Raw genomic sequence first — 25,956 nt, forward strand, 5'->3', positions numbered from 1 at the left:
GCCTGTACAGGCCCCTCGCGGGCTAGTCATCGCGGCATGGCGCACACCCACCCGGGCTAGTCCCGCCCGCGCCTGACGGGCCTTCCGCCGGCGCCGGAAGGACCGCGGAAGGCCAGTGGATGACCCGTGGAACAAGCGCGGATGAACTTCGCAATCAGCTCGAAAGGACCCGGCGGATGGCCGCCGCGATGCCCGCGGCGGCGGCTCCGGGGTCGGCCGCTCCGGTGATCGGGCGGCCGATCACGAGAAGATCGGCCCCGTCGGCGATAGCCTGCTCAGGAGTCGCTACTCTTGCCTGATCCTGGGTGTCGGAACCGGCGGGCCGCACCCCGGGAGTGATCAGCGTGATGCCGGGCCCGACCTCCGCGCGCACCGCGGCGACCTCTCGCGGCGAGCAGACGAGGGCCTGGGCGCCCGCGCCGACGGCCTCCACGGCCAGACGGCGCACGGCGTCACTGGCGGGTCCCCTGACCCCGATGCGCTCCAGATCGGCCTCTGAGAGCGACGTCAGGGCCGTCACGGCGGCGATGACGGTGTTCGGGGCCGACTCCACCGCGGCCTGGATCATGGCGCGCCCACCGGCCGCGTGGACGGTGAGGATGGCGGGCTTGAGCCGGGCGACGGCACGGGCGGCGCCCGCGACGGTGTTCGGGATGTCGTGGAGCTTGAGATCGAGGAAGACCTGGATGCCGGTGGCCCCTCGCACGGAGGCGATCACATCGGGGCCGTAGCGCAGGTAAAGTTCGAGGCCGACCTTCACGGTGCTCACGTGCGGAGTGACCAGGGCCGCCCAGCGGGCCGCCGTCTCCAGATCGGGTGCGTCCAGGGCGACGGCGATGGGTGCGGACGTCACAGAGAGCTCTCCTCCAGGTCGATTCGGTGCCGGGGCCCCGCCCCGGGTGGCCGGTGGGCCAGCCCGACGGCGTCCGCGAGGCGCTCGAAGCCGCGCTCCTTGAGCAGGTCTTCGAGCTCCCGCAGGATCCGCAGGCAGGCGTAGGGGTCGTTGAACAGCGCGGTGCCGACCGAGACGGCGCAGGCGCCCGCGAGTATCAGCTCTAGGGCGTCGCGCCCGGTCATGACGCCGCCCATGCCGACGATGGGCACACCGGGCAGCGCCGCGTGCACCTGCCACAGGCAGCGTACGGCGAGCGGCCTGATGGCGGGCCCCGAGAGCCCGCCGGTGCCGGCGGCGAGCGAGGGGCGCATGGTGTCGACGTCGATGCTCATGCCGAGCGGCGTGTTGATCATGGCGAGCGCGTCGGCGCCGCCGTCCACGCAGGCCCGGGCCACGGCGACGATGTCGGCCACGTCCGGGGCGAGCTTGGCCACCACCGGCACGTCGTACCGCATGGTGGCGCGCACCGAGGCGATGACCTCGGCCGAGGCGGCGGGGTCGCGGGCGAAGACGCGCCCGAGGTCCTCGACGTTGGGGCACGACAGGTTGACCTCGATCGCGGCCACGCCCGGCGCGTCGGCCAGCCTGCGCGCGAGCGCGGTGTACTCGGCGACGCTGCCGCCGGCGACCGAGACCACCGCGCGCGCCCCTCGCTCGACCAGGCGGGGCAGCTCGTGTTCGAGGAAGGCGTCCACACCCGGCCCCTGGAGCCCCACGGCGTTCAGCATGCCCGAGGGCGTCTCGGCCATGCGGGGGGTGGGCCGCCCGGCCCTGGGCGCCATGGTGACCGAGTGGGTCACGACCGCGCCGAGGCGGGCGAGGTCGAAGAACTGGGAGAGCTCGGCGCCGGAGGCGCCGCACCCGGCGGCCGTGGTGATCGGGTTGGCCAGTTCGACGTGCGCGAGGTACGTCCGCATGTCAACTGACATTTCGGGTGTGAGCACCTCCCTCCTGTGCTCGTCCCCCAGGTGCTCCCAGGGCGTCGAACGGGATGGTGCCGATGTCCTCGAACCGCACGCGCTCGCCGCGGAACACCGGCCCCTCCACGCAGGATCGAACCATGCGGGTGACCCCGTCGTCGCCGATGACCGGAAGCACGCACGTCATGCAGACGCCGTACCCGCACGCCATGGACTCCTCGACGGACACCTGGACCGGGATGTCGAACTCGACGGCGACGGCGGTCACGCCGCGCAGCATCGCCATCGGGCCGCACGCGTAGACCACGTCGGCCCGCGCGTCGGCGATCACCGAGGGCAGGGCGTCGGTGACGCGGCCGCGCAGGCCGAGCGAGCCGTCCTCGGTGGTCAGCGTCGTGGTCTCGCCCATGCGCCTGGCCCGGAGCGCGCCGAACACGCGGTCGGCCGAGGCGGCCCCCAGCACGAAGTCGACCCGGCACCCGCGCTGCTGCAGCGTGTCGGCCAGGGCGAACAGCGACGCCGAGCCGTACTCCCCGCCGACGAGCACGCACGCGCACGGGTCGCGCGGCACGGGGAACGGGCGGCCGAGCGGGCCGACCAGGTCGAGGCTGTCCCTGGCCTTGCGCTCGGCGAGCCACGCGGTGCCCCGTCCGCGCACGGCGAAGACGAGCTCCACCGTGCCGCCGTAGTCGGGCTTGACGTCGTGCACGGAGAAGACCCGGCGCGTGGGCATGGAGGTGTGCGGCCCGCCGACGGCCACGGAGACGAAGTGACCGGGACGGAAGCGCTCGGCGATGCCCGGCGCCACGACGGTGAGCGCGTGGTAGGCGTCGACACGGCGCGTCGTCAGCACCGTGCCCGTCACCTGCACCGGAGTAACGGCCGTCTCCCTCACCTCCCGCCTGGTCGTCAGCCCCTCAGCCGCTGGGCGTGCTCCTGCAGCGACCGTACGCCCACGGAGCCCGCGGCGATCGCCTGGATGCCCTGAACGGCCGCGCCGAGCCCCTGCACAGTGGTGACGCACGGGATGCCCCGCAGGACGGCCGCGGTGCGGATCTCGTAGCCGTCCAGCCGGGGGCCGGACTGCCCGGGGCTGCCGAAGGGGGTGTTCACGATGAGGTCCACCTCGCCGTCCAGGATGCGGGTCACGATGGTCGGCTCACCGTCCGTGCCGAGCCCGTCGCTCTGCTTTCGCACGATCTTGGCATGGACGCCGTTGCGGCGCAGCACCTCCGCGGTGCCCTCCGTGGCCAGGATCTCGAACCCCAGGTCGGCCAGGGCCTTCACCGGGAAGATCATCGCCCGCTTGTCGCGGTTGGCCACCGAGACGAACGCCCGGCCCTTGGTCGGCAGCGAGCCGTACGACGCCGACTGCGACTTGGCGTAGGCCGTGCCGAAGACCTCGTCGATGCCCATGACCTCGCCCGTGGAGCGCATCTCGGGGCCGAGGACCGTGTCGACGCCGAGGAACCGGTTGAACGGCAGCACGGCCTCCTTGACCGCGATGGGCGCGTCCAGGGGCAGCGTGCCGCCGTCGCCCGTGGCGGGCAGCATGCCCTCCTCGCGGAGCCCGGCGACGGTGGCGCCCATCATGACCCTGGCCGCGGCCTTGGCGAGCGGCACGGCCGTCGCCTTGGACACGAACGGCACCGTGCGGCTCGCGCGGGGGTTGGCCTCAAGGACGTACAGGACGTTGGCCGACATGGCGTACTGGACGTTCAGGAGCCCGCGTACGCCCACTCCGCGCGCGATGGCCTCGGTGGCGGCGCGGATGCGCTTGATGTCGAATCCACCGAGCGTGATCGGCGGCAGCGCGCACGCCGAGTCGCCGGAGTGGATGCCGGCCTCCTCGATGTGCTCCATGACGCCGCCGAGGTAGAGCTCCTCGCCGTCGTACAGCGCGTCCACGTCGATCTCGATGGCCTCGTCGAGGAACTTGTCCACCAGGACCGGGTGGTCGCTCGCCGCGCCCGCACGCGACATGTACGTGCTCAGCGTCTCCTCGTCGTACACGATCGCCATGCCCGCGCCGCCGAGGACGTAGGAGGGGCGCACGAGCACCGGGTAGCCGATGTCCTCGGCGATGGCCCGCGCCTCCTCCACGGTGACGGCGGTGCCGTGCTTGGGAGCGGGCAGCCCGGCCTCGGCGAGCACCCGCCCGAAGGCGCCGCGCTCCTCCGCGAGGTGGATCGACTCGGGGCTGGTGCCGACGACCGGCACTCCCGCGTCCTTCAGCGACTGGGCGAGGCCCAGCGGCGTCTGCCCGCCGAGCTGGACGATCACCCCGGCGACCGGCCCGGTCGACTGCTCGGCGTGCACGACCTCGAGGACGTCCTCCAGGGTGAGCGGCTCGAAGTACAGCCGGTCGGAGGTGTCGTAGTCCGTGGAGACCGTCTCCGGGTTGCAGTTGACCATCACGGTCTCGTACCCGGCCGCCGACAGTTCGAACGAGGCGTGCACGCAGGCGTAGTCGAACTCGATGCCCTGCCCGATGCGGTTCGGCCCGCTGCCGAGGATGATCACCTTGGGCCGGTCGCCGTACGGGACCTCGGTCTCCTCGTCGTAGGTCGAGTAGAGGTACGGCGTCCTGGCGGCGAACTCGGCGGCGCAGGTGTCCACGGTGTTGTAGACCGGCCGCACGCCGAGCCCGTGGCGCAGCGCCCTGACCTCGGGCTCGGAGAAGCCGCGGATCTCGGCGATCTGCGCGTCGCTGAACCCGTGCCGCTTGGCACGGGCCAGCGCCCCGGCCGTCAGCTCACCCTCGCCCAGCGCCCGGGCCTCCTCGTCGATGAGCTGGAGCTGGTCGAGGAACCACGGGTCGATGCTCGTGGCGGCGTACAGCTCCTCGAGCGTGGCCCCGGCCCTGATGGCCTGCTGCATCGTGCGCAGCCGCCCGTCGTGCGGGGTGCGGGAGGCGACGAGAAGCGCCTCCTTGTCCCCGGGGTCCCCCGCCCAGCTGAAGGACGATCCCTTCTTCTCCAGCGATCTCAGGGCCTTCTGGAGGGCTTCGGGGAAGGACCTGCCGATGGCCATGGCCTCGCCGACGGACTTCATGTGGGTGGTGAGGGTCTGGTCGGCCCCGGCGAACTTCTCGAAGGCGAAGCGCGGCACCTTGACCACGATGTAGTCGAGCGACGGCTCGAACGACGCCGGGGTCTCACGGGTGATGTCGTTCGGGATCTGGTCGAGCGTGTAGCCGACGGCGAGCTTGGCCGCGATCTTGGCGATCGGGAAGCCGGTGGCCTTGGAGGCCAGCGCGCTCGACCGCGACACGCGCGGGTTCATCTCGATGACGATCATGCGCCCGGTGCGCGGGTCGACCGCGAACTGGATGTTGCAGCCGCCGGTGTCGACCCCGACCTCGCGGATGACCGCGATCGCGACGTCGCGCATGTTCTGGTACTCGCGGTCGGTCAGCGTCAGGGCCGGGGCCACGGTCACGCTGTCGCCGGTGTGCACGCCCATCGGGTCGATGTTCTCGATGGAGCAGACGATGACGACGTTGTCGGCCCGGTCGCGCATGACCTCCAGCTCGTACTCCTTCCAGCCGAGGATCGACTCCTCGAGGAGCACCTCGGTGGTCGGCGAGGCGTCGAGCCCGGCGCCGGCGATGCGGCGCAGGTCGTTCTCGTCGTAGGCGAACCCGGAGCCGGCGCCGCCCATGGTGAAGCTCGGCCGCACGACCACCGGGTAGCCGAGGCCCGCCGCGGCGGCGAGGCACTCCTCCAGCGAGTGGCAGATCGCCGACCTGGCCGACTCGGCGTTGAGGCCGTATTCCGAGGCCACCTTGGCGACGATCTGCTTGAACAGCTGGCGGTTCTCGCCCGCCTGGATCGCGTCGATGTCCGCGCCGATGAGCTCGACGCCGTAGCGCTCCAGCACTCCGGCCTCGTGCAGGGCGACCGCCGCGTTGAGCGCCGTCTGGCCGCCGAGGGTGGGGAGCAGGGCGTCGGGCCGCTCCTTGGCGATGATCTGCTCGATGATCTCGGGCGTGATCGGCTCGACGTACGTCGCGTCGGCGAACTCCGGGTCCGTCATGATCGTCGCCGGGTTGCTGTTGACCAGGATGACCCGGTAGCCCTCGGCGCGCAGCACCCTGCACGCCTGGGTGCCCGAGTAGTCGAACTCGCACGCCTGCCCGATCACGATCGGCCCGGAGCCGATGACCATGATCGAGCTGATGTCAGTGCGCTTAGACACTCTCGCCCTCCGCCTTCACCGTCGTGCCCGGGCGCGCCATCAGGGCGCAGAACTCGTCGAACAGGCCCGCGGCGTCGTGCGGCCCCGCGGCGGCCTCGGGGTGGTACTGCACGCTGAACGCCGGGTAGTCCAGCAGGCGCAGCCCCTCCACGCAGTCGTCGTTGAGGTTCACGTGGCTGACCTCCGCGCGGCCGTACGGCGTGTCGAACGGGCCGTCCAGGGGCGCCCGCACGGCGAAGCCGTGGTTGTGGGCGGAGATGTCCACCTTGCCGGTGCGCCGGTCCTGCACGGGCTGGTTGACGCCCCGGTGGCCGTACCGCAGCTTGTACGTGCCGAGCCCGAGCGCGCGGCCGAGGATCTGGTTGCCGAAGCAGATGCCGAAGACCGGCCTGCCCGCGTCCAGCACGCCCGTGAGCGCCTCGACGGCGTAGTCGGCGGTCGCCGGGTCGCCCGGGCCGTTCGAGAGGAACACCCCGTCCGGGTCCAGGGCGAGGATGTCGGCGGCGGTCGCGCCCGCGGGGAGCACGTGGACCTCGCACCCCCGCTCGGCCATGCGGTAGGGCGTCATCGCCTTGATGCCGAGGTCGACCGCCGCGACCGTGAACCGCTTGCGCCCGTGCGCGGGGACGATGTACGGCTCGGCCGTGGAGACCTCCTTGGCGAGGTCGGCGCCCACCATCGAGGGGCTGTGCCGCACCTTCTCGGCCAGCTCCTCCACCGGGGCCGTGGGAGAGGTGAAGACCCCGGCGCGCATGGCGCCGCGCTCGCGCAGGTGGCGGGTGAGCGCCCGGGTGCCCGGCATGGCGATGCCCACCACGCCCTGCGCCCGAAGCTCCTCGTCCAGCGTGCGGCGGGAGCGCCAGTTCGAGGCGACCCGCGCAGGCTCGCGGACGACGTACCCGGCGACCCAGATGCGGGACGACTCGGGATCCTCGTCGTTGACGCCGGTGTTGCCGATGTGCGGCGCGGTCATCGCCACGATCTGCCGGTGGTAGGAGGGGTCGGTGAGGGTCTCCTGGTAGCCGGTCATGCCGGTGGAGAAGACCATCTCGCCGAACGTCTCGCCCTCGGCGCCGTACGGCGTGCCGTGGAAGGCCCGGCCGTCTTCCAGGACGAGGACCGCTGTGCCCGTGGTCGCGCGCGTCACGTGAGCTTCCCTTCGAGAACGGTGGGACGACCGCGCAGGAAGGTCGCGACGACCCTGCCCGGCAGCGTCATGCCCTGGTAGGGCGTGTTGCGGCTCTTGGAGGCGAACCCGCCGGGGTCGACCGCCCAGCGTACGGAGGGGTCGACGAGGGTGAGGTTCGCGGGGGCGTCCGCCTGGAGCGGGCCTCCGTGGCCGGACAGCCGCCCGATGCGGGCGGGCCGGGCGGACATGCGGTCGGCGACGCCCGCCCAGTCGAGCAGGCCGGTCTCGACCATGGCCTCCTGGACCACCGACAGGGCGGTCTCCAGGCCGATCATGCCCATGGCCGCCGCCGGCCACTCGGTCTCCTTGTCCTCGACCGGGTGCGGCGCGTGGTCGGTGGCCACGCAGTCGATCGTGCCGTCGGCGAGGGCCTCGCGCAGCGCCCGCACGTCGGTCTCGGTGCGCAGCGGCGGGTTGACCTTGTAGATCGGGTTGTACGCGCCCGCGGGCGAGGTCTCGGCGCAGGTGTCGGTGAGCAGCAGGTGGTGCGGGGTCACCTCGGCGGTGACGTCCCAGCCCTTCGACTTCGCCCAGCGGATGATCTCCACGGAGCCCGCCGTGGAGACGTGGCAGATGTGCAGCCGGGAGCCGACGTGCGCGGCCAGCAGGCAGTCGCGCGCGATGATCGCCTCCTCGGCGACGGCCGGCCAGCCGGTCAGCCCGAGGCGGCCGGACACCGAGCCCTCGTTCATCTGCGCGCCCTCGGTCAGGCGCGGCTCCTGCGCGTGCTGGGCCACCACCCCGTCGAACGCCTTGACGTACTCCAGGGCGCGGCGCATCAGGACGGCGTCGGAGACGCACACCCCGTCGTCGGAGAAGACCCGCACCCGGGCGGCGCTGTCGGCCATCGCGCCGAGCTCGGCGAGCTGCCTGCCCAGAAGGCCCGCCGTGACCGCGCCCACCGGCTGGACGTCGCAGTGCCCGGCCTCCTGGCCGAGCCGCCAGACCTGCTCGACGACGCCCGCGGTGTCGGCGACCGGCGAGGTGTTGGCCATGGCGTGGACGGCGGTGAACCCGCCGAGCGCCGCCGCCGCGGTGCCGGACTGGACGGTCTCGGCGTCCTCCCTGCCGGGCTCGCGCAGGTGGGTGTGCAGGTCGACCAGGCCGGGCAGCGCGATCAGCCCGCCGGCGTCGACGTGCTCGGCGCCGGTGCCGTCGATCTCGCCGGGGGCGCCGATCTCGGCGATGTACCCGTCCTTGATGAGGATGTCCCGCGGCTCGCCGCCGAGGACGCGGGCGGCTTTGACGAGGTAGCTCACTGGTTTCCCCCGATCGCGGGCTCTGAGCCGGACAGAAGCAGGTAGAGGACGGCCATGCGCACGGTCACGCCGTTGGTGACCTGCTCGACGATGGTCGAGCGCGCGGAGTCCGCGACCTCGGCGGCGATCTCCATGCCGCGGTTCATCGGCCCGGGGTGCATCACGATCGCGCCGTCGGGCATCCTGCCGAGCCGCTCGGGGTCGAGGCCGTACCGGCGGCTGTACTCGCGGGCGGAGGGGAAGTACGAGGCGTTCATCCGCTCGTGCTGGACGCGCAGCATCATGACCACGTCCGACTTCGGGAGCACGGCGTCGAAGTCGTAGGAGACCTCGCACGGCCAGTCGCCCATCGCCACCGGCAGCAGCGTCGGCGGCGCGACGAGCGTCACCTCGGCGCCGAGGGTGTGCAGCAGGTGGACGTTCGAGCGGGCGACCCTGCTGTGCAGCACGTCGCCGACGATCGTCACCCGGCGGCCGTCGAGCTCGCCGAGCCTGCGGCGCATGGTGAAGGCGTCGAGCAGCGCCTGCGTCGGGTGCTCGTGGGTGCCGTCCCCGGCGTTGACCACGCTGCCGTCGACCCAGTTGGCCAGGCGGTGCGGGGCCCCGGAGGCGCCGTGGCGGATGACCACGGCGTCGGCGCCCATCGCCTGGAGGGTGAGCGCCGTGTCCTTGAGGCTCTCCCCCTTGGACACGCTCGACCCCTTGGCCGAGAAGTTGATCACATCGGCGGACAGCCGCTTGGCGGCGGCCTCGAAGGAGATGCGGGTGCGGGTGGAGTCCTCGAAGAAGAGGTTCACCACCGTGCGCCCGCGCAGGGTCGGCAGCTTCTTGATGGAACGGTCCGAGACCTGCGAAAGCTGCTCGGCGGTGTCGAGGATCAGCAGCGCGTCGTCGCGCGACAGGTCGGCCGTGGACAGCAGGTGGCGGTTCATCGCTGGCCTCCCCTCAGCAGGACCGCGTCACGCTGGTCGGTCTCCGCCAGGCACACCCGTACGGTCTCGGCCCTGGAGGTCGGGAGGTTCTTGCCGACGTAGTCGGCGCGGATCGGCAGCTCACGGTGGCCGCGGTCGACCAGCACGGCGAGCCGTACGGCCGTGGGGCGGCCGAGGTCGTTGAGCGCGTCGAGCGCGGCGCGGACGGTGCGGCCGGAGTAGAGGACGTCGTCGACCAGGACGACGATGCGGCCGTCCACGCCGTCCTCGGGGAGCTCGGTGCGGCCGAGGGCACGGGCCGGCTTCAGCCTCAGGTCGTCGCGGTACATCGTCACGTCGAGGGAGCCGGAGGCCACGGGACGGCCCTCGACCTGCTCGATGCGGTCGGCGAGCCTGCGGGCCAGGAAGGTGCCGCGGGTCGGGATGCCGAGGAGCAAAAGCTTCTCGGGGCCCTTCGCGCGTTCGAGGATCTCGTGGGCGATGCGGGTGAGGGCCCGGTTGATGTCCGGGGCCTCCAGCACCGCGCGCTCACCGTCGTGCGGCCGCTGGCCGTCACGCACCTGGTCGCCGTCGGGCCGTGGGTCATCGTCGCGCGCCTGATTTCGGGCGACGTTCATGAGGGTCACCACCTTTCCCGCCTCACAGGACGGGTCTTAAAGGAACTGGCTCGCCCACGTTATCAGCCTTGCAGGAAACCTCCCGAACCGGTTCGGCCTTCCCAACCTGGGCAGATGCCCGTATGCCGGCCTCACTCGCCGGGTCTCCGGGCCGCGCCCGCCACGCCGAAGCCGTACGGAACCTGTGCCGTCCCCGTACGGAAGGAGCGTGAGCGGCGCTTGTGACCGAGCAGATCAGGGCTGGACCGGACAGGATTCGGCATCTTTTTTCCAATCAGCTTGACCAAACTCGTCCACACCTTTACCGTCACTGTCCGTAACCACACCTCGCGACGTTCTCGGGTAAACCACGACGCGTCGGTCACCGATGGTGCCTCCCCGGGTGCCACCCGATCGCCGTGGCATTCGTCGCAAGGCGCACAATAAGTGAGAACGTTCATAGAAAGCCGGGGGGCCAAACGATGCCGTCTGACTACGCCAAGTCGCTGGGCGCACGACTCCGCGCCATCCGCACCCAGCAGGGACTATCACTGCATGGAGTCGAAGAGAAGTCTCGGGGCAGGTGGAAGGCCGTCGTCGTGGGCTCCTACGAGCGTGGCGACCGTGCCGTGACCGTGCAGAAGCTCGCGGAGTTGGCAGATTTCTACGGGGTGCCGGTCTCGGAGCTGCTGCCTGGCGGCTCGGCGCCGAGCCCGCTCGGCCCCACGCCGAAGCTCGTGATCGACCTTGAGCGCCTTGCCCAGTTGCCCAAGGAGAAGGCCGGGGCCCTCGCCCGTTACGCGGCCACGATCCAGAGCCAGCGTGGTGACTACAACGGCAAGGTGCTGTCGATCCGCCAGGAGGACCTCCGCTCTCTGGCGGTCATCTATGACAAGTCCCCCACCGAGCTCACAGAAGAGCTCATCAACTGGGGTGTGCTCGACGCCGAGGCCCGCCGCGCCGTCGAGTCGTTCTAGCCGCTTCTCCGCGACCTCGGAGACGCGCGCGCCCGTGACCTGGGAGACGCGCGCGCCCGCGACTCTCGCGACCTGACCGCCGGGCGGGCTTTCAGTGCCCGCCCGGCGGATCGGTCCTCGCAGGACGGTCCATCCGGGGCGATGGTCCGTTAAGCTGTCGCCAGCGGTCCCGACGCGTCCGTCACGGACACGTCACAGGGCACGCGAGGGGCACGTCACAAGCACGGCACGGTGCCACCGGCTCGCACCACGGGGATGGGCGAGCGGGCGGGCCGTTCGGTGCGGGCGACGGCCACGCTCGGGGTCCCCCGCTGGGGCGCGGGGGTGAGGCCGCCGCAGAGGAAACGCGGCAGCGCCCCGATCCTCCGGCATGTGCCCGGTCTTCAGGCATGCGCGGGTTTCTTCAGGCATGCGCGGGTTTGCCGACATGCGCCGGATCTTGTAGGCATGCACCGGATTTGCTGCCTTGTGCCCGATCTTCGGGCATCGCCCGATCTTCCGGCATGCACCGGATTTGTCGGCAGGTCCCGACGTCGGGTCGCCCGGCGTACGCGTCACGGCTGTGGGGCCGTCAAGCGGTGACCTTGGAAGCGGGACCGGCGACCGGGGAAACGGCACGGACGGGCCGTGCGGGCGGAACCCCGCCGGATCACCCTGCCAAGGGGGCCCTCACCGGAAGGGTGGACTGGCCGGGGACACCCAGGATGCCCTCGACGACGCCCACGAAGGTGTCGGCCTCGGCGATCAGCTCGTCGGCGTCTCGCGCCGACACCACGCGCACCATGCCGGCCTCGGCCGAGGCACGCTTGGTGGCGCTCACCGCGAAGTAGGCCGCCCACTGCGCGAGCCTGGGCTCGGCCTCGGGCAGCAGCTCCCACGCGCTGCGGAGCCGCCGCCTGCGGCCGTCCATCGGCCGGGGCAGTGCCGCGAGGATCGCGGCCGCCGCACGCAGCGCGGCGAGATGAGCCGAGACGTAACGCTCGGCGGGGGTGTGGGCCGCCGACGCGTCGGCGAGGCAGGAATGCGCGTCGGCAAGGTGCGCGCGCACGGTCTGTGAAATCCGGGGGCCTTCTCCGGACTCTCGAGTCATGACACCCTCCTTGGGGTCGTGGCTCCGGCGGTGACCGCCGGTGATAACACAGTCGCAGACACCACCGACAATTTCGGTGGTCCGCTGGTCGTGGTCACTCGGCCGGCTCGTACCTCGCTCCCCCGCCCCGGTCACCCTCTGGTGCCCGGCGGCGTCACCCTCTGGTGCCCGGCGGCGTCACGCTCGGGGGCTGTGCGCTCCCGATGCCGTGGCCTTCTGGCCCGGTGGCTCCTGGTTGGCTCTCGGTGGCTGTAAGTGGCTCGGTGGTGCCGCTCTGTCGGGCCGGACGAGGAGCTTCCCCTCTCCCCGTCCGGCCATCGTGCGCGTGGCGAGGCCGTCGCCGACGACGCTCTCCCGCCGTGTGGTGAGGGTGGGCCGCGAGTCCCACCCTCACCGTGTCGAACATAAATTCGATGACGCGCGATGTCAAGCATGAAGCGAACAAAGGTTCGATCGCGTGCGACACCCTGGGGACGTCCGCGAGCCCACCGGGGCCACGCGACGGCCGTGTACGCCGAGAGACACGCCGCGCGTCCGTACCTGAGCGCGGCCTAGAGAGCGGCGGTGAGCCGGGCCTCGATGGCGGGGCCCTCCCGCAGGATCCAGGCCTCGGCCCGGGGCAGGCGGTGCTTCACGCCCTCGTCCCACATGCGCCTGAACGCCGGGTCGACCTCGGCGGCGGCGCGCATGTTGACGTGGAACCGGTGGATCATGCGCGTGGCCGAGGGCACCAGAGCGCGGCGCTGGCCGGCCGTCATGCCGTAGGCGCCGGCGAAGACCGCGACCCGGCGCGGGATGTCGAGGCCCGCGAACGCCGGGGACCTGTCCTCCGGATCCAGCAGCGGCGCCCAGTAGTACAGGGCGTTGGCGAGGTCGTCGACCTTGGACGTCGGCTTGGCGAGATCGAAGTCGATGAGCGCCGCGGGCAGCCCGTCACGGAAGACGACGTTGCCGGGGCAGTAGTCGCGGTGGCCGACCACGACGGGCTCGCCATCGGAGGTCGAACCGGTGGCCGATGCCCCGGGAATGCCTCCCCAGACCGCGTCCTGAGGCGGCGCCCAGCCCTGGGCGGCGTCATGGAGCCCCCGGACGAGCCGCGCGAGCCCCACCAGGACCTCCTCCCCCGCCGTCTCGGGCGGCAGCGGCTCTCGCGGCACGTCGCCCGGGACGAAGGAGAGCACCTCCCTGCCCTGGTCGTCGATGCCGAGGGGGACCGGGGCGTGCGGGAATCCGGCGGCGTGCAGGTGCGCCAGGTAGGCCTGCACCGTCATCGTGAAGGGCCTGACCGGGCGGCGCACGGTGTCGCCCGCGCGCGTGATCCCCTGGGTGACGCCGTCTCCCACCAGGGGCACCTCGGCGGGCGTGGCGGTGTCAGGGTGCTGATAGGTCATCCGGGCTCCTCGGCTCGCCGTCCCTGACATGGTCGCACCCCGGAGGCCGGGTGAAGTGGCCGATGAGCGGGCCGAGCCGGGCTCGTGCGCGATGGGGTGACCGCCGGGAGACGGCGAGGGCCGAGGTCGTCGTGACGACCTCGGCCCGTGGCGCGACCGGGCTCAGCGCTGGAACTTGCCCCTGACGTGCACCGGGACCCCGGTGCCCAGCAGGGACGGCAGCACCTGGGCGACGTGCATCGGCAGCCGCACGCACCCGTGGGACGCCGGGGCGAGCGGCACCGACAGCGCCCCGTGCAGGGCGATGCCGCCGTTGAAGAAGATCGGGTTGTACAGCTGGCCGAGGTAGGACTTGTGCCAGCCTGACCGCCGCCAGGTGGTCTTGAAGTCACCCGTCGGGGTTCTCGCGTCGCCGCAGAACCTCTGCGTCTTGCCCTGCCAGGTGGCCGTCTCGCAGTAGGGGATGCCGCTCCCCGAGGAGATGTGGGTGATGAGCTTCACCTGCCCCGCCCGGTAGAGCACGGCGACCTGCTTGGTGAGGTTCACCTCCACCCGGTCGGGCTTGCCGGACGGGACGAGCACCTGCGGAGCCCTGGGAGCCTCAAGCGCCCGCCACGTGCGGCTGTTGATCGTGCTCGTCGGCGTGAGCCCCTGGACCTTCTGGAAGGCCCACACGGCGGACTGCGTGGTGCCGCCGTACTTGGAGTCGATCTTGCCGGGCATGTAGCCGAGCTCGCGGAGCCTTCCCTGGAGCTCCTTCACCGCGACGCCCTTGGCGCCGAACTTGAGAGTGCCGTGCGGCGCCACGAAAGGCTCGGCCGCGCGCACCAGGCCGACCGGCGTCACATGGATCGTGACCGCCGGAGTGGCCGCGCGACCGGGCGCCGGGGCACCCGCTAACGCCGCCGGCCCGGCCTGCTGGGCCCCCAGCCCGCAACCCGAGACGAGCACGGCTCCCGCGGTCAGCACCACCGCGGCGGCGAGCCGCCTACCAACCCCCATGTCAAAACTTCCCTTCGGACACACCACGATCGTTTGTCCGGACACTAGCGCAATGGTCACGCCACACCCCGTAGAGTCACGGAGATGTAATCAATAGCCCACGTGGGTCAAGGTGTTTAGAGTGTCCGCGTGCCAGAAAAGTCGCATCCAAGCGTGATCAAGGTCTCCGACGCCCTCCGCGAAGCCGGCGCGACCGGCGAGGTGGTCGTGCTCACCGACTCGGCCCCCACCGCGGCCTCGGCCGCCGCCCAGGTGGGCTGCGAGGTCGGCGCCATCGCCAACAGCCTGATCTTCGACGCCGACGGCGAGCCGCTGCTGGTGCTCACCAGCGGCGCCCACCGGGTCGACACCGGCCTGGTCGCGAGGCTCGTCGGCGTCTCGAAGGTCAAGCGGGCGACCCCGGAGTTCGTGAAGGCCGCGACCGGGCAGACGATCGGCGGCGTCGCCCCGGTCGGCCATCCCGCGCCCATCCGCACGCTGGTGGACACCTGGCTGGGCAAGCACGACGTCGTGTGGGCCGCGGCCGGCCACTCGCACACCGTCTTCCCGACGACCTTCGACGAGCTGGTCCGCATCACCGGCGGCACTCCGGTGGAGGTGGAGTAGACGGTAAATGCCGGGAAAAGTGCACGAAGATGGCACTCGTCGGGTTCGACCACCGGGTGATCGCCGCCCTGCTAGTGTGCGATGAGTGATCGAACTGCGACGCGCCGGTCCCGAGGCGTTCGTCTCCGCGCTGGACATCGTGATCGACATCTATACGGCCGCGATGCGCCCGCCGGCCGATCAGCTCTCAGGCCGCCAGGGCATCATGCGCAATCACGCGACATTTCCTGATTTCACCTGTCTGTTCGCCCTGACCACCGACGGCACCGCGGTCGGCTTCGGGTACGGCTTCCACGGCATGCCCGGCCAGTGGTGGCACGACGTCGTGCGCCGCGCGCTGGAGGAGCGCTCAGGCCCGCCCACCTCCGCCGGTTGGTTCGGAAACGCCTTCGAGATCGCCGAGATCCACGTGCACCCCGGCTACCAGGGCAAGGGCATCGGCCGCCGGCTGGTGCAGGGCCTGTGCGAGGGCAGGCCCGAGAGCACCGCCGTGCTGTCCACCCACGACCAGCCCACGGCCGCGCGCCATCTGTACCGCAGGCTCGGGTTCGTCGACCTCATGAGCATGTTCGTGTTCCCCGGTGGCTACGAGCACTACGCGATCGTCGGCACCATGCTCCCCATGCGCCCCCTCGCCTAGGGCGGCGCCCGCGACCCGCGACCGCGGGGACCCGGGAACGGGACGGTGCCCGCCCCGGGGGCGGGGCTAGCCGGCGGGGACGGGCGCGGGGGCCGGGGTCGGCGCCAGGGCCTGGTAGACCTCGCGGGTGGCGCTCGACCTGTTGAAGGTGATGAAGTGGATGCCGGGGGCCCCCTCGTCGAGCAGGGTCTGGCACAGCTCGGCGGCGTGCTCGATGCCGAGCCGGCGCACCGCGGCCGGGTCGTCGGCGACCGCCGCGAAGCGCTCGGCCACCTCAGGCGGGAAGGGGGCGCCCGAGAGCTGCTCGGACCGCGCGATCGTGCTCATCTGGGTCACCGGCATGATGCCGGGGATGATGGGCGTGTCGCAGCCCTTTGCCGCCACCCGGTCGCGCAGCCGGAGGTACTCGTCGGCCTTGAAGAACATCTGCGTGATGGCGTAGTCGGCGCCGGCCCGGCACTTGCGCACGAAGTAGTCGGTGTCGGACTCGATCGACGACGACCTCGGATGGCGGTAGGGGAAGGCCGCCACCCCCACGCAGAAGTCGCCCGCCTGCCGGATGAGGCGCACCAGATCTTCGGCGTACAGCACGCCCTCGGGATGCTTGATCCACTCGGCCAGCGGGTCGCTGCCGCGCGGGTCTCCGCGCACGGCGAGGATGTTGCGCACGCCCGCCCCGGCGAACCTGCCGATCAGGTGGCGCAGCTCACGGATCGAGTGGTCGACGGCGGTGAAGTGGGCGACCGGCGTGAGCGTCGTCTCGTGGGCGAGCCGCTCGACGATCTCGACCGTGCGGTCCCTGGTGGAGCCTCCCGCGCCGTAGGTCACGGAGACGAACGTGGGGCGCAGCGCCTCCAGCTCGCGGATCGCGCGCCACAGCTGCCGCTCACCCTCGTCGGTCTTGGGCGGCATGAACTCGAAGGAGAACGAGCGCCCCCCGGAGGCGAGGAGTTCGCGGACGGTGGGAACCCGGTCGGGCAAGTATGAAGGACGACCCAGAGCCATGGCTCCAAGGCTACAGGTCCGGCCCGCCGCGCACCGCTGGTGAACGTGCGCTCCTGTCCCGGCGTCGCACAGTGGCCACCAGAGCCGGCCGACATCCTGTGCGACGCCTCGCCGGGCTCCGCAAGCGCGCGAGCTGGCCGCTCTCGCCTCGCGTCCACGCTCTCCCCCTCGCCATGACGTGGGTCACACAGGGGATGGGGAATCGGGGCGCTGTCGTGCGGCCGTTAATCTCAGAGCATGACCACTTCCTTCGCCCTGTCGGACGCCTTCCGCTCCGAGGTGGACCGCCGCCTCCGGATGTTCGTCGACCGGCAGCGTCCCTTGGTCAGCGGCCCCGAGCTGAGTCCTCTGATGACGACCGCGGAGGACTTCATGTCTGGGGGCAAGCGCCTGCGTCCCGCCTTCTGCTACTGGGGCTGGCGCGGCGCGGGCGGCGAGGAGGACCCGGCGATCTACACCGCCGCGGCGTCGCTTGAGCTGCTCCAGGCCAGCGCGTTGATCCACGACGACGTGATGGACGCCAGCGACCTGCGCCGCGGCAAGCCCTCGGCGCACCGGCGGTTCCAGGCGATGCACGAGGAGTCGGGCTGGCGGGGGTCGGCGGTCCAGTTCGGCGAGGGGGCGGCGGTGCTCCTGGGCAGCCTGCTGCTGGTCTGGTCGAGCGAGATGTGGCGTACGAGCGGCCTGCCCGCCGAGGCGCTCGCCGCCGCCGAGCAGGTGCACGACCTCATGCGCACGGAGCTGATGTGCGGGCAGTACCTCGACCTGCTGGAGCAGGCGCACGGGGACAACACCTTCGACAGCGCGCTCAGGGTGGCCCTGCACAAGAGCGGCAAGTACTCGGTGGAGCAGCCCCTGCGCCTCGGCCTGCTGCTCGCCGCGCGCGGCGAGGAGCCGTGGCTCGACCGGCTGTGCGTGGAGTACGGCCAGAAGGTCGGCATCGCGTTCCAGCTCCGCGACGACGTCCTCGGCGTGTTCGGCGACCCGGCCGAGACCGGCAAGCCCGCGGGCGACGACCTGCGCGAGGGCAAGCGCACGATGCTGATCGCCCGCACGCTCTCGGCCGCCTCCGACGGGCAGGCCGCCGAGGTGCGGCGGCTGCTCGGGGACCCCGGGCTGGACCCGGGCGGCGTCGAGCGGCTTCGCGAGATCATCGAGGAGACCGGCGCGCTGACGGCGAGCGAGGAGATGATCAAGCGCTACCTCGACGACGCGCTGAGCTCGCTGGAGCGCGCGCCGATCGAGGAGGAGGCCAGGCAGGCCCTCGCCGAGCTGGCGGTGGCCGCCACCGCACGCCGGAGCTGAGCCGGCGGGAGCACGTCCTCCCAGGACGCATCCCACGGCCGCCTCCGACGGCAGGCGCATCGCGCACCCGGACTCCCCACGCTCCCTCCCCGGGAGGTGGGGCCGGGTCAGGCCGTCGCGAGGCGGCGGGCGAACTCGGCGGCGGCGGCGCCCGGGTCGTCGGCCTCGGTGATCGCCCGCACGACCACGACGCGCGTCACGCCGTAGGACATGACCTCGTCCAGCGTGGTGAGGTCGATGCCGCCGATGCCGAACCACGGCCGGTCGGTGCCGAGCGCCGCGGCGTGCTTCAGCAGGCCGGGCCCCGGCGCGGGGCGCCCGGGCTTGGTCGGCGTGGGCCAGATCGGCCCGCAGCAGAAGTAGTCGACACCCTCCTCGGCCGCCGCCGCGGACGCCTCCGCGTCGCTGTGGGTGGACCGCCCGATCAGGATGTCCGGCCCCAGCATCTCGCGCGCCACGGCCACGGGCAGGTCGTCCTGCCCGAGGTGCAGCACGTCGGAGCGCGCGGCGTAGGCGATGTCGGCCCTGTCGTTGACCGCGAGCAGGGCCCCGTGCCGGTCGCAGGCCGCGCGGAACACCTCAAGGAGCGCGAGCTCCTCGCGGGCCTCCAGGCCCTTCTCGCGCAGCTGGACGATGTCCACGCCGCCCGCGAGGACGGCGTCGAGGAACCGTTCGAGATCGCCCTGGCGCCGGCGCCCGTCGGTGCAGAGGTAGAGCCTGGCGTCAGAAACCGAGCGCCTGGGCACGCCTCTTCACCTCGGTGTGGCGGCCCGCGACGATGGCGTCGATGGGGGCCCCCGGCAGGGAGTCGTCGGCGGTGAACAGCCACCGCAGGGCCTCGACGTCGTCGTAGCCCGCGTCGGACAGGACCGTCAGCGTCCCTGGAAGGCCCTTCACCACGTCGTCTCCGGCGATGAAGGCCGCGGGGACCTCGGGCTCGGAGCCGCCCCGCCGGACACCGATGAGCCTTTTGTCCTTGAGAAGCTGCTTGGCCCGCCCGGCACTTAGCCCGAGCCGCCTGCCCACTTCCGTGAGGGGGAGCCACTCTCCCACCAACTGGTCGGTTTCCCGGTCGATCTGTGCAACAGAAAGCGTCACGGAACCACAACTACCACGTCGCGCCTCTTCTCAAACACCCCGCAGGGGGTCACAAGCAGTCGCGCAAGGGTACCGAGGGGTCCATCGCGCGATCCACATCGAGCCTTTGCCCGCCCTCGACGATGCGGCGGCCCTGCACCAGGTCACGGGGACGGTCGACGGTAAGGATAGCGGCCAGCCGGTGGTCGTCGGTCAGCCAGCACGCCGCCCACTTGCGGTCGGCGCCGGGATCGCCGCGCAGGACCAGCCGGGCTCCCTCGTGGTTGCCGGCGTACTGCAGCATGCGGCCGAACTGCTCGGACCAGAAGTAGGGCACCGGGTCGTACACGGCGGTCTCGCCGAGGAGCGTGGCCACGGCGGTCTCCGGCGCGTTCAGCGCGGTGTCCCAGTGCTCGACCCGCATGCGGCGGCCGAAGCGCCGCGACCACCAGTTCGCGCAGTCGCCGACGGCCACCACGCCCTCCATCGAGGTGCGCAGGTGCTCGTCGACCACGACGCCGTTGTCGATCTCGAGGCCCGAGCCCGCGAGCCACCCGACGGTGGGACGCACGCCGACGCCGGTCACGACCACGTCGGCGGGGATCCACGAGCCGTCCATCATGGTCAGGCCGCCCGGGTCGACCGAGCCGACCATCGTGCCGAGCCTGAGGTCGATGCCCGCCTCGGCGTACCAGGGCACGGTGCGCGCGCCCACCTCGGTGCCGAGGGCCACGGCCAGCGGCGACTGGGCGGCCTCGACGACGGTCACCGCGCACCCGGCGCGGCGGGCCGCCGTGGCGACCTCCGCGCCGATCCAGCCCGCTCCGACGACCACCACGTGGGCCTTGGGCACCAGCAGGGCGCGCAGGGCGAGGGCGTCGTCGATGGTGCGGAGCACATGCTGGGTGCCCTCGCCGCGCAGCCTGATGGGCGAGGCGCCGGTGGCGATGATCAGCCCGTCGTACTCCACCTCGCCCTCTGTGGTCTCGAGCGCGCCCTCGCGCAGGCCCTTGGCCGCCACGCTGGTGCGCAGGTCGACGTCGAGGGCGCCGAGATCGGAGTCGACGACCGTGGAGTCCAGCTCGCCGAGCAGCACGGCCTTCGACAGGGGTGGACGATCATAGGGGCGATGGTTCTCGTCTCCGACCAGAGTGACGCGCCCTCGGTAACCGCGCGCCCGCAGCGCTTCGACACTCCGCACGCCGGCCAGCCCGGCTCCGACCACCACGACATGATTCACAACCTGACCCTAAGCGGCCAGCCGGGTAACTCGCCAACGGCGATTTGGTAACGAATTGGCTCACCATCGCACACAGGCAGTAATGAGAACACTCAAGCGGGTGCGCAAGCCGTATGGAGGCAGGAATAGGCTGGTGCCGTCAGCACGCGCGGGAGTCCGGCGAGACCGGGCTGAGAGGAGGGCTCACGGCCCTCGACCGCTAAAGACCTGATCCGGATCATGCCGGCGAAGGGAGCGGGACCTTTGGTGGACATGCCAAACATGCCCCATACGCACGTGGATGTGGTCGTCGTGGGCGGGGGCGTCGTCGGGCTCTCCGTCGCCTGGCGGGCCGCGCAGCGCGGTCACGCGGTCACCGTGGTCGACCCCGCGCCCGGGTCGGGCGCCTCCCACGCGGCGGCGGGCATGCTCGCCCCGGTGAGCGAGGTCACCTACACCGAGGAGCCCCTGCTGCGGCTGGGCCTGGCGTCCCTCGCCCTGTGGCCCGCCTTCGCCGCCGAGCTGTCCGGCGAGGCGGGCGTGGACCTCGACTACCGCGCCGACGGCACCCTGGACGTCGCCTTCGGCGCGGACGACCTCGCGGCGCTCGGCGAGCTGGCCGGTTTCATGGAGAAGCTCTCGCTCCCCGTGGAGCGCCTGACGGGACGCGAGTGCCGCCGCGCGGAGCCGATGCTCGCACCCTCGGTCCGCGGCGGGGTCCTGGCGCCGGGGGACGCCTGGGTGGATCCGCGCCGCGTGACCGCCGCGCTGCTCGCCGCGCTGGCGCGCCGGGGGGTGAGCGTGGTGGGCGACCGCGTCACGGGCTTCGCCGTCGAGGGCGACGTGGTGCGCGGGGTACGGCTGGCGGGCGGCGGGGCGGTCGCCGCCGACCGGGTCGTGCTGGCCGCCGGGGCCTGGTCGGGCGCCCTGGACGGCCTGCCGCCAGAGGTCCTCCCCCCGGTGCGCCCGGTCAAGGGCCAGATCATGCGGCTGCGCGGCGCTCCGGGGTTCCTCGGCCGCTGCGTGCGCGGGATGGTCCACGGGTCAAGCGCGTACATGGTGCCGCGCGGCGACGGGGAGATCGTGCTCGGCGCCACGCAGGAGGAGATGGGGTTCGACACCCGCGTGACCGCCGGGGCCCTATGGGAGCTGCTGCGGGACGCGCGGGAGCTCGTACCGGGCCTCACCGAGCTGGAGGTGACCGGCATGTCCGCCGGCCTGCGTCCCGGCACCCCCGACAACCTCCCGGTCGTCGGGCGTACCGCGCTCGGGGGCCTTCTGATGGCCACCGGCCACCACCGCGGCGGTGTCCTGCTCTCCCCCCTGACGGCCGACCTGCTCACCGCCGAACTGGCCCTTGAAGGCGATGGGGACGGCCACCGGGCCCGCCGGCCCGGCGGTGATCGGGCCGTACGACCCGGCCCGGACACGGGCCAGGAAGGCCCGTCCCTCGCGGCGATCTGCTCGCCCCTGCGGTTCGCCGGGGCGCGGCACCACGACACCACCCACCCGCACCGATGGACGAAGGAGGAACGGGGCCCCTCCCCCGGCCACCGGCCGGGGTATTCCGCCCCGGAAGCGCGATGAGAGTGACGATCAACGGCGCCCCCCACGACCTGCCCCCCGGCACCACGGTCGCCCAGGCCGTGCGGACGCTCACCCCGGCCGTCGCCGGGGTCGCGGTCGCGCTGAACGACGAGGTCGTGCGGCGGGGCGCGTGGCAGTCGACCCCGCTCGGCGAGAACGACCGCGTCGAGGTGCTCACGGCGGTGCAGGGTGGCTGACCGAGACGGGACGAACCCCGCCGGAGTCGCCGGCGAGCGGGACGCGGACCCCATGGACGACACGCTGATCCTCGGCGGCGAGAAGTTCGCCTCCCGCCTGATCATGGGGACCGGCGGCGCCCCTTCCCTGGAGGTGCTCGACCAGGCGCTGGCCGCGTCCGGCACCGAGATCACCACCGTGGCCATGCGGCGGCTGGACCCGGCCGCGCGGGGGTCGGTGCTCGACGTCCTGCGCGAGCGGGGCGTGCGGGTGCTGCCCAACACCGCCGGCTGCTTCACGGCGGGCGAGGCGGTGCTGACCGCGCGCCTGGCCCGCGAGGCGCTCGGCACCGACTGGGTGAAGCTGGAAGTGATCAACGACGAGCGCACCCTGCTGCCGGACCCGATCGAGACCTTCGACGCGGCCGAGCGGCTGGTGGCCGACGGGTTCGTGGTGCTGCCCTACATCGGGGACGACCCGGCGCTCGCGCGGCGGCTGGAGCAGGCGGGGTGCGCTGCCGTCATGCCCCTGGGCGCGCCCATCGGCTCGGGGCTCGGCATCCGCAACCCGCACAACATCGAGCTGATCGTGGAGGCGGCGGGCGTCCCCGTCATCCTGGACGCCGGCATCGGCACGGCGAGCGACGCGGCCCTGGCGATGGAGCTCGGTTGCGACGCGGTGCTGCTCGCCAGCGCGGTGACGCGGGCCCGCAGGCCGGAGCTGATGGCGGCGGCGATGCGCGACGCCGTCACGGCCGGCCGTAGGGCGCGCCTAGCGGGCCGGATACCCCGCCGCCGGTACGCTGAGGCGTCCTCGCCGGCCGTCGAACCGGTCGGCGGAGAGCCATGACCCCTTCCTGACGGGAAAACATGTCGGCATCGGTTTGGGATGTGCTTGCCCTCCCCCTGGCAAACCGCCCGTAAACTCACTCCCGTGGACACGACGGTTGCGGACCCCCTTGTAGGGCGGCTGCTGGACGGGCGCTATCGCGTTGAGTCCCGGATCGCCCGGGGTGGGATGGCGGCCGTCTATCTGGCCCTGGACATCCGGCTCGACCGCACGGTGGCTCTGAAGGTCATGCACCGCTCGCTGGCCGAGGATCCCGACTTCGTGCGGCGCTTCATCGGCGAGGCCAAGTCCGTGGCCAGCCTGTCGCACCCCAACGTGGTGCACGTGTTCGACCAGGGCACCGACGGCGATCATGTCTACCTCTCGATGGAGTACGTCCCGGGGCGCACCCTGCGCGACGTGCTCCGCGAGAGGAAGCGGCTGCCGGCCCGCGAGGCCCTGGAGATCATGATCCCGGTGCTGGCCGCCCTCGGCGCGGCCCACCAGGCGGGCATGGTGCACCGCGACGTCAAGCCCGAGAACGTCCTGCTGACCGACGACGGCCGGGTCAAGGTGGTCGACTTCGGGCTCGCGCGGGCCATCGAGGCGGGCAACCAGACCCGCACCGGCGTCATGATCGGCACGATCGCGTACATGTCGCCCGAGCAGGTCACCGCCGGGGTCGCCGACGCGCGCAGCGACGTCTACGCCGCCGGGGTGATGCTGTTCGAGCTGCTGACCGGGCACCAGCCCTACCAGGGCGACAACCCCATGTCGGTGGCCTACCGGCACGTCCACGACCGGGTGCCCGCGCCGTCGTCGCTGGCCGGGGACATCCCGCAGTTGCTCGACACCCTCGTGCTCTCGGCGACCGACCGCGACCAGAACCGCAGGCCCACCGACGCGACCGCGCTGCTCGTCGCGGCCGTGGACGCCCACCGCATGCTGCCGCGCGACATGGGGCCGCAGCGCCCGCCCACCGGCGCGCCGGCCCCCGGGCCGGCGGCCGCGCACCAGATGGGCGCCCCGCCCGCGAACCCGACCCTCATCCACTCGCGGACCGAGATGCTCACCGCCCCGGCGGTACGGGCGGCGGTGGAGAGCCCGAGGCGCCGGGGTTTCCGGCCCCACTGGTTCATCATCGTGCTGGTCGTCTTGATGATCGCGGCGATCGGCGGCACGGGCTGGTGGTTCTCCGAGGGCCGCTACACCAAGGTCCCCGACCTGATCGGCCTGAACACCACGGTGGCCAAGCTGGAGGCCGAGAAGCAGGGCTTCGTGGTCAAGATCGGCACGCCCGAGCACGACAAGCAGGTGGCCGAGAACAAGGTCCTGCGCACCGACCCCGAGTCGGGCAAGGAAGTGATCGCGCAGTCCACGATCACGCTGATCCCCTCGGCGGGCCCGGTCAAGATCGCGGTGCCGAACGTCGTCAACCTCTCCGAGGCCGACGCCCGGGCCAAGATCTCCGAGGCGAGCCTCACCGCGGGCACGATCAGCCGGGTGCCGAGCGACACCGTGCAGCGCGGCCTGGTGCTACGCACGAACCCGCAGGTCGGCACCAAGGTCAGGGAGGGCAGCCGGGTGCAGCTCGTGCTGAGCGCCGGGCAGCTCATGCCCGACGTCAGCGAGATGCAGTGCGACCAGGCCGAGGCGTTCCTGCGGCAGAAGGGGTACAACCCGACGATCGTCCAGCAGACCGACAACGCCCAGCCGGGCACGATCATCGCCCAGGACCCCGCCGCGCGGGCCGAGGTCACGGCGGGGCAGGGCGTGCAGCTCACCTGCTCGAAGGGTCCCGACACCGGCTTCCACTGGCCCTGGGAGAACCCCGACAACGTTCAGCCGGGCCAGGCCCTGGTCGCCATCCCCGACGTCCGGTTCAAGAACGTGGCCGACGCCACCCAGGAGCTCCGCGCGGCGGGCTTCAAGGTGCGGGTACGCAAGATCGCGGGCGCGGGCTCGGTGGTCGCCGAGAACCCTCTGGGCCAGGCCCCGGCGGGCACCCGCATCACGATCTGGCACTGACCTCCCGAGCCCCGCCGCCTACGGCTGCCGGGGAGTGCCGTGCAGGCGGAGGCGGCCCATCCCGCCGTCGGGGTAGATGTCGAGGCGCACGTGCGTCGCCACGCGGTCGCCGTCCAGGCGGAACCTGTGACGGGTGTCCGGCTGGAGCCGGGTGCGGGGAAGCAGCTCGAACCACTCGGTGTCCTCCCCCGGCGAGCCGTCGCCGACGTCGGCGGCCGAAAGGGCGGCCGCGCCCGGGGCGTTGTACACCAGGTTGGTGGTGTCGAGCTCGGCGACGCGCACGACGCCCGGCACCGCCAGCCGTACGACCAGCCAGTCGTTGCCGCCGTCGCGGCGGCGGGCGGTCTCCCACCCCTCGGCCTGGTGCCGGGGCAGCCCGGGGGCTATGACGTTCGCGGGCGAGGAGTAGAACTCGTCCGAGCAGCCGGTGACCACCGCGCCGTTCTCCAGGGCGGCGAGGTCGACGGTCATGCCCTCGTACATCGCGAGGTCGGGCACCACCTCGCCGTGGACGCGCAGCCGCGAGACCCCGCCGTCGGGGAAGATGTTCAGCCGCACGTGGGTGAACCTGCGGCCGTCGCCGACGGCGAACTCGTGCGCGGCGTCCCCGCCCAGGGGGCTCTTCGGCACGATCTCCACCCAGTCGGCCTCCTGGAGCTCGGCCACCGAGGGATAGCCGTCCACCTCGCACGCCTCGACGGAGGCGAAGGGCGGGTAGTTGCCGGTGAACCAGGCGGTGTCGACCACCACGCCCCTGACGACGCCGGGCATGCCGAGCCGCACGATCGCCCAGTCGTGGCCGGGCTCGCGGCGGCGCCGGGTCTCCCAGCCGTCGTAGACCTGGCCCCTGGCGCCGAAGGTGCCGGGCTGGAACGCGGGCGCGCCGGGCCTGATCAGCGCCTGCCGCTCGGCGAAGGACTCGTCGCTGGCCGCCACGACGGACCCGCCGCAGGTGCGCAGGGCCAGGTCGGGCAGGCGCGTGACGTCACTCACCGGCACCTCCGGGGCCCACGGTGATCGGGTGGCCGTCTCC

24 protein-coding genes and 1 riboswitch are annotated in these 25,956 nt (G+C 72.3%); of the genes, 8 read left to right on the forward strand and 16 right to left on the reverse strand.

Translation table 11 applies throughout. From position 1 onward, the window contains the following. Nucleotides 1-154 precede the first annotated feature (154 nt). The 8 genes from pyrF to pyrR are packed head-to-tail and all read right to left on the reverse strand — an operon-like array spanning nt 155 to nt 10,012. Nucleotides 155-853, reverse strand: a complete 699-nt coding sequence (gene pyrF, locus OG589_RS21895; protein ID WP_405151803.1) for an orotidine-5'-phosphate decarboxylase — start codon at nt 851-853, stop codon at nt 155-157. Then, nucleotides 850-1,824 carry a dihydroorotate dehydrogenase gene (locus tag OG589_RS21900; RefSeq protein ID WP_405151805.1) on the reverse strand — a complete coding sequence of 325 codons (975 nt, stop codon included), beginning with the start codon at nt 1,822-1,824 and terminating at the stop codon, nt 850-852. The genes pyrF and OG589_RS21900 overlap by 4 nt, the downstream gene beginning before the upstream one ends. Continuing rightward, on the reverse strand, nt 1,814-2,710 hold the full coding sequence (locus tag OG589_RS21905; RefSeq protein WP_405151807.1) for a dihydroorotate dehydrogenase electron transfer subunit: 897 nt from the start codon (nt 2,708-2,710) through the stop codon (nt 1,814-1,816). Before OG589_RS21905 ends, OG589_RS21900 begins: the two co-directional genes overlap by 11 nt. 14 nt (nt 2,711-2,724) lie before the next feature. Continuing rightward, on the reverse strand, nt 2,725-6,015 hold the full coding sequence (carB, locus tag OG589_RS21910) for a carbamoyl-phosphate synthase large subunit (RefSeq protein ID WP_405151809.1): 3,291 nt from the start codon (nt 6,013-6,015) through the stop codon (nt 2,725-2,727). Next, a complete protein-coding gene (gene carA, locus OG589_RS21915) occupies nt 6,008-7,162 on the reverse strand; it encodes a glutamine-hydrolyzing carbamoyl-phosphate synthase small subunit (protein WP_405151810.1) in 1,155 nt (384 codons plus the stop codon). Before carA ends, carB begins: the two co-directional genes overlap by 8 nt. Then, a complete protein-coding gene (locus OG589_RS21920; RefSeq protein ID WP_405151812.1) occupies nt 7,159-8,463 on the reverse strand; it encodes a dihydroorotase in 1,305 nt (434 codons plus the stop codon). The genes carA and OG589_RS21920 overlap by 4 nt, the downstream gene beginning before the upstream one ends. After that, the gene (locus OG589_RS21925) at nt 8,460-9,395 is read right to left on the reverse strand and encodes an aspartate carbamoyltransferase catalytic subunit (protein WP_405151813.1); all 936 of its coding nucleotides are present in this window, start codon (nt 9,393-9,395) and stop codon (nt 8,460-8,462) included. Before OG589_RS21925 ends, OG589_RS21920 begins: the two co-directional genes overlap by 4 nt. After that, nucleotides 9,392-10,012 (reverse strand): bifunctional pyr operon transcriptional regulator/uracil phosphoribosyltransferase PyrR, encoded by a 621-nt coding sequence (gene pyrR, locus OG589_RS21930; RefSeq protein ID WP_405151815.1) that lies wholly within the window; start codon nt 10,010-10,012, stop codon nt 9,392-9,394. The genes OG589_RS21925 and pyrR overlap by 4 nt, the downstream gene beginning before the upstream one ends. A gap of 461 nt (nt 10,013-10,473) precedes the next feature. Between pyrR and OG589_RS21935 the strand changes: the two genes are divergently transcribed. After that, the gene (locus OG589_RS21935; RefSeq protein WP_189166358.1) at nt 10,474-10,968 is read left to right on the forward strand and encodes a transcriptional regulator; all 495 of its coding nucleotides are present in this window, start codon (nt 10,474-10,476) and stop codon (nt 10,966-10,968) included. 649 nt (nt 10,969-11,617) lie between these two features. On the opposite strand, the gene OG589_RS21940 is transcribed toward OG589_RS21935, so the two are convergent. From OG589_RS21940 to OG589_RS21950, 3 genes are all read right to left on the reverse strand, one after another. Next, entirely contained in the window at nt 11,618-12,058 is a 441-nt protein-coding gene (locus OG589_RS21940; RefSeq protein WP_405151817.1) for an SAV_6107 family HEPN domain-containing protein, read from the reverse strand. A gap of 551 nt (nt 12,059-12,609) precedes the next feature. Then, nucleotides 12,610-13,449: a phosphotransferase enzyme family protein gene (locus OG589_RS21945; protein ID WP_405151819.1), complete on the reverse strand. Its 840-nt coding sequence runs from the start codon at nt 13,447-13,449 to the stop codon at nt 12,610-12,612. A 162-nt stretch (nt 13,450-13,611) separates the two neighbouring features. Beyond that, nucleotides 13,612-14,451, reverse strand: a complete 840-nt coding sequence (locus OG589_RS21950; RefSeq protein ID WP_405151821.1) for a peptidoglycan-binding protein — start codon at nt 14,449-14,451, stop codon at nt 13,612-13,614. 129 nt (nt 14,452-14,580) lie between these two features. On the opposite strand from OG589_RS21950, the gene OG589_RS21955 reads away from it, so the two are divergent. Beyond that, entirely contained in the window at nt 14,581-15,057 is a 477-nt protein-coding gene (locus OG589_RS21955) for a YbaK/EbsC family protein (protein WP_405151822.1), read from the forward strand. Nucleotides 15,058-15,142: 85 nt separating this feature from the next. Further along, complete coding sequence (locus OG589_RS21960; protein WP_405151823.1) at nt 15,143-15,697, forward strand: GNAT family N-acetyltransferase; 555 nt, start codon at nt 15,143-15,145, stop codon at nt 15,695-15,697. 66 nt (nt 15,698-15,763) lie between these two features. Here the strand turns inward: OG589_RS21960 and metF are convergent, their stop codons facing one another. Further along, nucleotides 15,764-16,702, reverse strand: coding sequence for a methylenetetrahydrofolate reductase [NAD(P)H] (gene metF, locus OG589_RS21965; protein WP_405151824.1), 939 nt, complete (start codon nt 16,700-16,702; stop codon nt 15,764-15,766). A 237-nt stretch (nt 16,703-16,939) separates the two neighbouring features. On the opposite strand from metF, the gene OG589_RS21970 reads away from it, so the two are divergent. Continuing rightward, nucleotides 16,940-18,007, forward strand: a complete 1,068-nt coding sequence (locus OG589_RS21970; protein WP_405151826.1) for a polyprenyl synthetase family protein — start codon at nt 16,940-16,942, stop codon at nt 18,005-18,007. Between the two features lie 107 nt (nt 18,008-18,114). Here OG589_RS21970 and thiE read toward each other — a convergent pair whose 3' ends face one another. From thiE to OG589_RS21985, 3 genes are read right to left on the reverse strand one after another with little or no spacing between them, the layout of a single operon-like run. After that, nucleotides 18,115-18,753 (reverse strand): thiamine phosphate synthase, encoded by a 639-nt coding sequence (gene thiE / locus OG589_RS21975; protein WP_405151828.1) that lies wholly within the window; start codon nt 18,751-18,753, stop codon nt 18,115-18,117. Then, nucleotides 18,731-19,105, reverse strand: a complete 375-nt coding sequence (locus tag OG589_RS21980; RefSeq protein ID WP_358554072.1) for an Rv2175c family DNA-binding protein — start codon at nt 19,103-19,105, stop codon at nt 18,731-18,733. The genes thiE and OG589_RS21980 overlap by 23 nt, the downstream gene beginning before the upstream one ends. 49 nt (nt 19,106-19,154) lie before the next feature. Further along, on the reverse strand, nt 19,155-20,324 hold the full coding sequence (locus tag OG589_RS21985) for an NAD(P)/FAD-dependent oxidoreductase (RefSeq protein WP_405151829.1): 1,170 nt from the start codon (nt 20,322-20,324) through the stop codon (nt 19,155-19,157). A gap of 138 nt (nt 20,325-20,462) precedes the next feature. Continuing rightward, a riboswitch (TPP riboswitch) is annotated at nt 20,463-20,575 on the forward strand. A gap of 1 nt (nt 20,576) precedes the next feature. Here OG589_RS21985 and thiO point away from each other — a divergent pair. The 4 genes from thiO to pknB all read left to right on the forward strand — a co-directional run bounded on the left by thiO (nt 20,577) and on the right by pknB (nt 24,923). Then, on the forward strand, nt 20,577-21,890 hold the full coding sequence (gene thiO, locus OG589_RS21990; RefSeq protein ID WP_405151830.1) for a glycine oxidase ThiO: 1,314 nt from the start codon (nt 20,577-20,579) through the stop codon (nt 21,888-21,890). Beyond that, nucleotides 21,887-22,087 carry a sulfur carrier protein ThiS gene (gene thiS / locus OG589_RS21995; RefSeq protein ID WP_405151832.1) on the forward strand — a complete coding sequence of 67 codons (201 nt, stop codon included), beginning with the start codon at nt 21,887-21,889 and terminating at the stop codon, nt 22,085-22,087. Before thiO ends, thiS begins: the two co-directional genes overlap by 4 nt. 52 nt (nt 22,088-22,139) lie before the next feature. Next, a complete protein-coding gene (locus OG589_RS22000; RefSeq protein WP_405152091.1) occupies nt 22,140-22,916 on the forward strand; it encodes a thiazole synthase in 777 nt (258 codons plus the stop codon). Nucleotides 22,917-23,000: 84 nt separating this feature from the next. Next, on the forward strand, nt 23,001-24,923 hold the full coding sequence (pknB, locus tag OG589_RS22005; RefSeq protein ID WP_405151833.1) for a Stk1 family PASTA domain-containing Ser/Thr kinase: 1,923 nt from the start codon (nt 23,001-23,003) through the stop codon (nt 24,921-24,923). An 18-nt stretch (nt 24,924-24,941) separates the two neighbouring features. Here the strand turns inward: pknB and alc are convergent, their stop codons facing one another. Next, nucleotides 24,942-25,916 (reverse strand): allantoicase, encoded by a 975-nt coding sequence (alc, locus tag OG589_RS22010; protein WP_405151836.1) that lies wholly within the window; start codon nt 25,914-25,916, stop codon nt 24,942-24,944. Nucleotides 25,917-25,956 lie beyond the last annotated feature (40 nt).

This window comes from Sphaerisporangium sp. NBC_01403 (assembly GCF_045040145.1).
Classification (GTDB): domain Bacteria; phylum Actinomycetota; class Actinomycetes; order Streptosporangiales; family Streptosporangiaceae; genus Sphaerisporangium; species Sphaerisporangium viridialbum.

What these genes read in the sequence shown, in the direction of transcription:
- OG589_RS21900 (WP_405151805.1), bottom strand. Translation starts at nt 1,824, where the DNA reads ATGTCAGTTGACATGCGGACGTACCTCGCGCACGTCGAACTGGCCAAC.
- OG589_RS21925 (WP_405151813.1), bottom strand. Translation starts at nt 9,395, where the DNA reads ATGAACCGCCACCTGCTGTCCACGGCCGACCTGTCGCGCGACGACGCG.
- pyrR (WP_405151815.1), bottom strand. Translation starts at nt 10,012, where the DNA reads ATGAACGTCGCCCGAAATCAGGCGCGCGACGATGACCCACGGCCCGAC.
- OG589_RS21935 (WP_189166358.1), top strand. Translation starts at nt 10,474, where the DNA reads ATGCCGTCTGACTACGCCAAGTCGCTGGGCGCACGACTCCGCGCCATC.
- OG589_RS21940 (WP_405151817.1), bottom strand. Translation starts at nt 12,058, where the DNA reads ATGACTCGAGAGTCCGGAGAAGGCCCCCGGATTTCACAGACCGTGCGC.
- OG589_RS21945 (WP_405151819.1), bottom strand. Translation starts at nt 13,449, where the DNA reads ATGACCTATCAGCACCCTGACACCGCCACGCCCGCCGAGGTGCCCCTG.
- OG589_RS21950 (WP_405151821.1), bottom strand. Translation starts at nt 14,451, where the DNA reads ATGGGGGTTGGTAGGCGGCTCGCCGCCGCGGTGGTGCTGACCGCGGGA.
- metF (WP_405151824.1), bottom strand. Translation starts at nt 16,702, where the DNA reads ATGGCTCTGGGTCGTCCTTCATACTTGCCCGACCGGGTTCCCACCGTC.
- OG589_RS21970 (WP_405151826.1), top strand. Translation starts at nt 16,940, where the DNA reads ATGACCACTTCCTTCGCCCTGTCGGACGCCTTCCGCTCCGAGGTGGAC.
- thiO (WP_405151830.1), top strand. Translation starts at nt 20,577, where the DNA reads ATGCCAAACATGCCCCATACGCACGTGGATGTGGTCGTCGTGGGCGGG.
- thiS (WP_405151832.1), top strand. Translation starts at nt 21,887, where the DNA reads ATGAGAGTGACGATCAACGGCGCCCCCCACGACCTGCCCCCCGGCACC.
- OG589_RS22000 (WP_405152091.1), top strand. Translation starts at nt 22,140, where the DNA reads ATGGACGACACGCTGATCCTCGGCGGCGAGAAGTTCGCCTCCCGCCTG.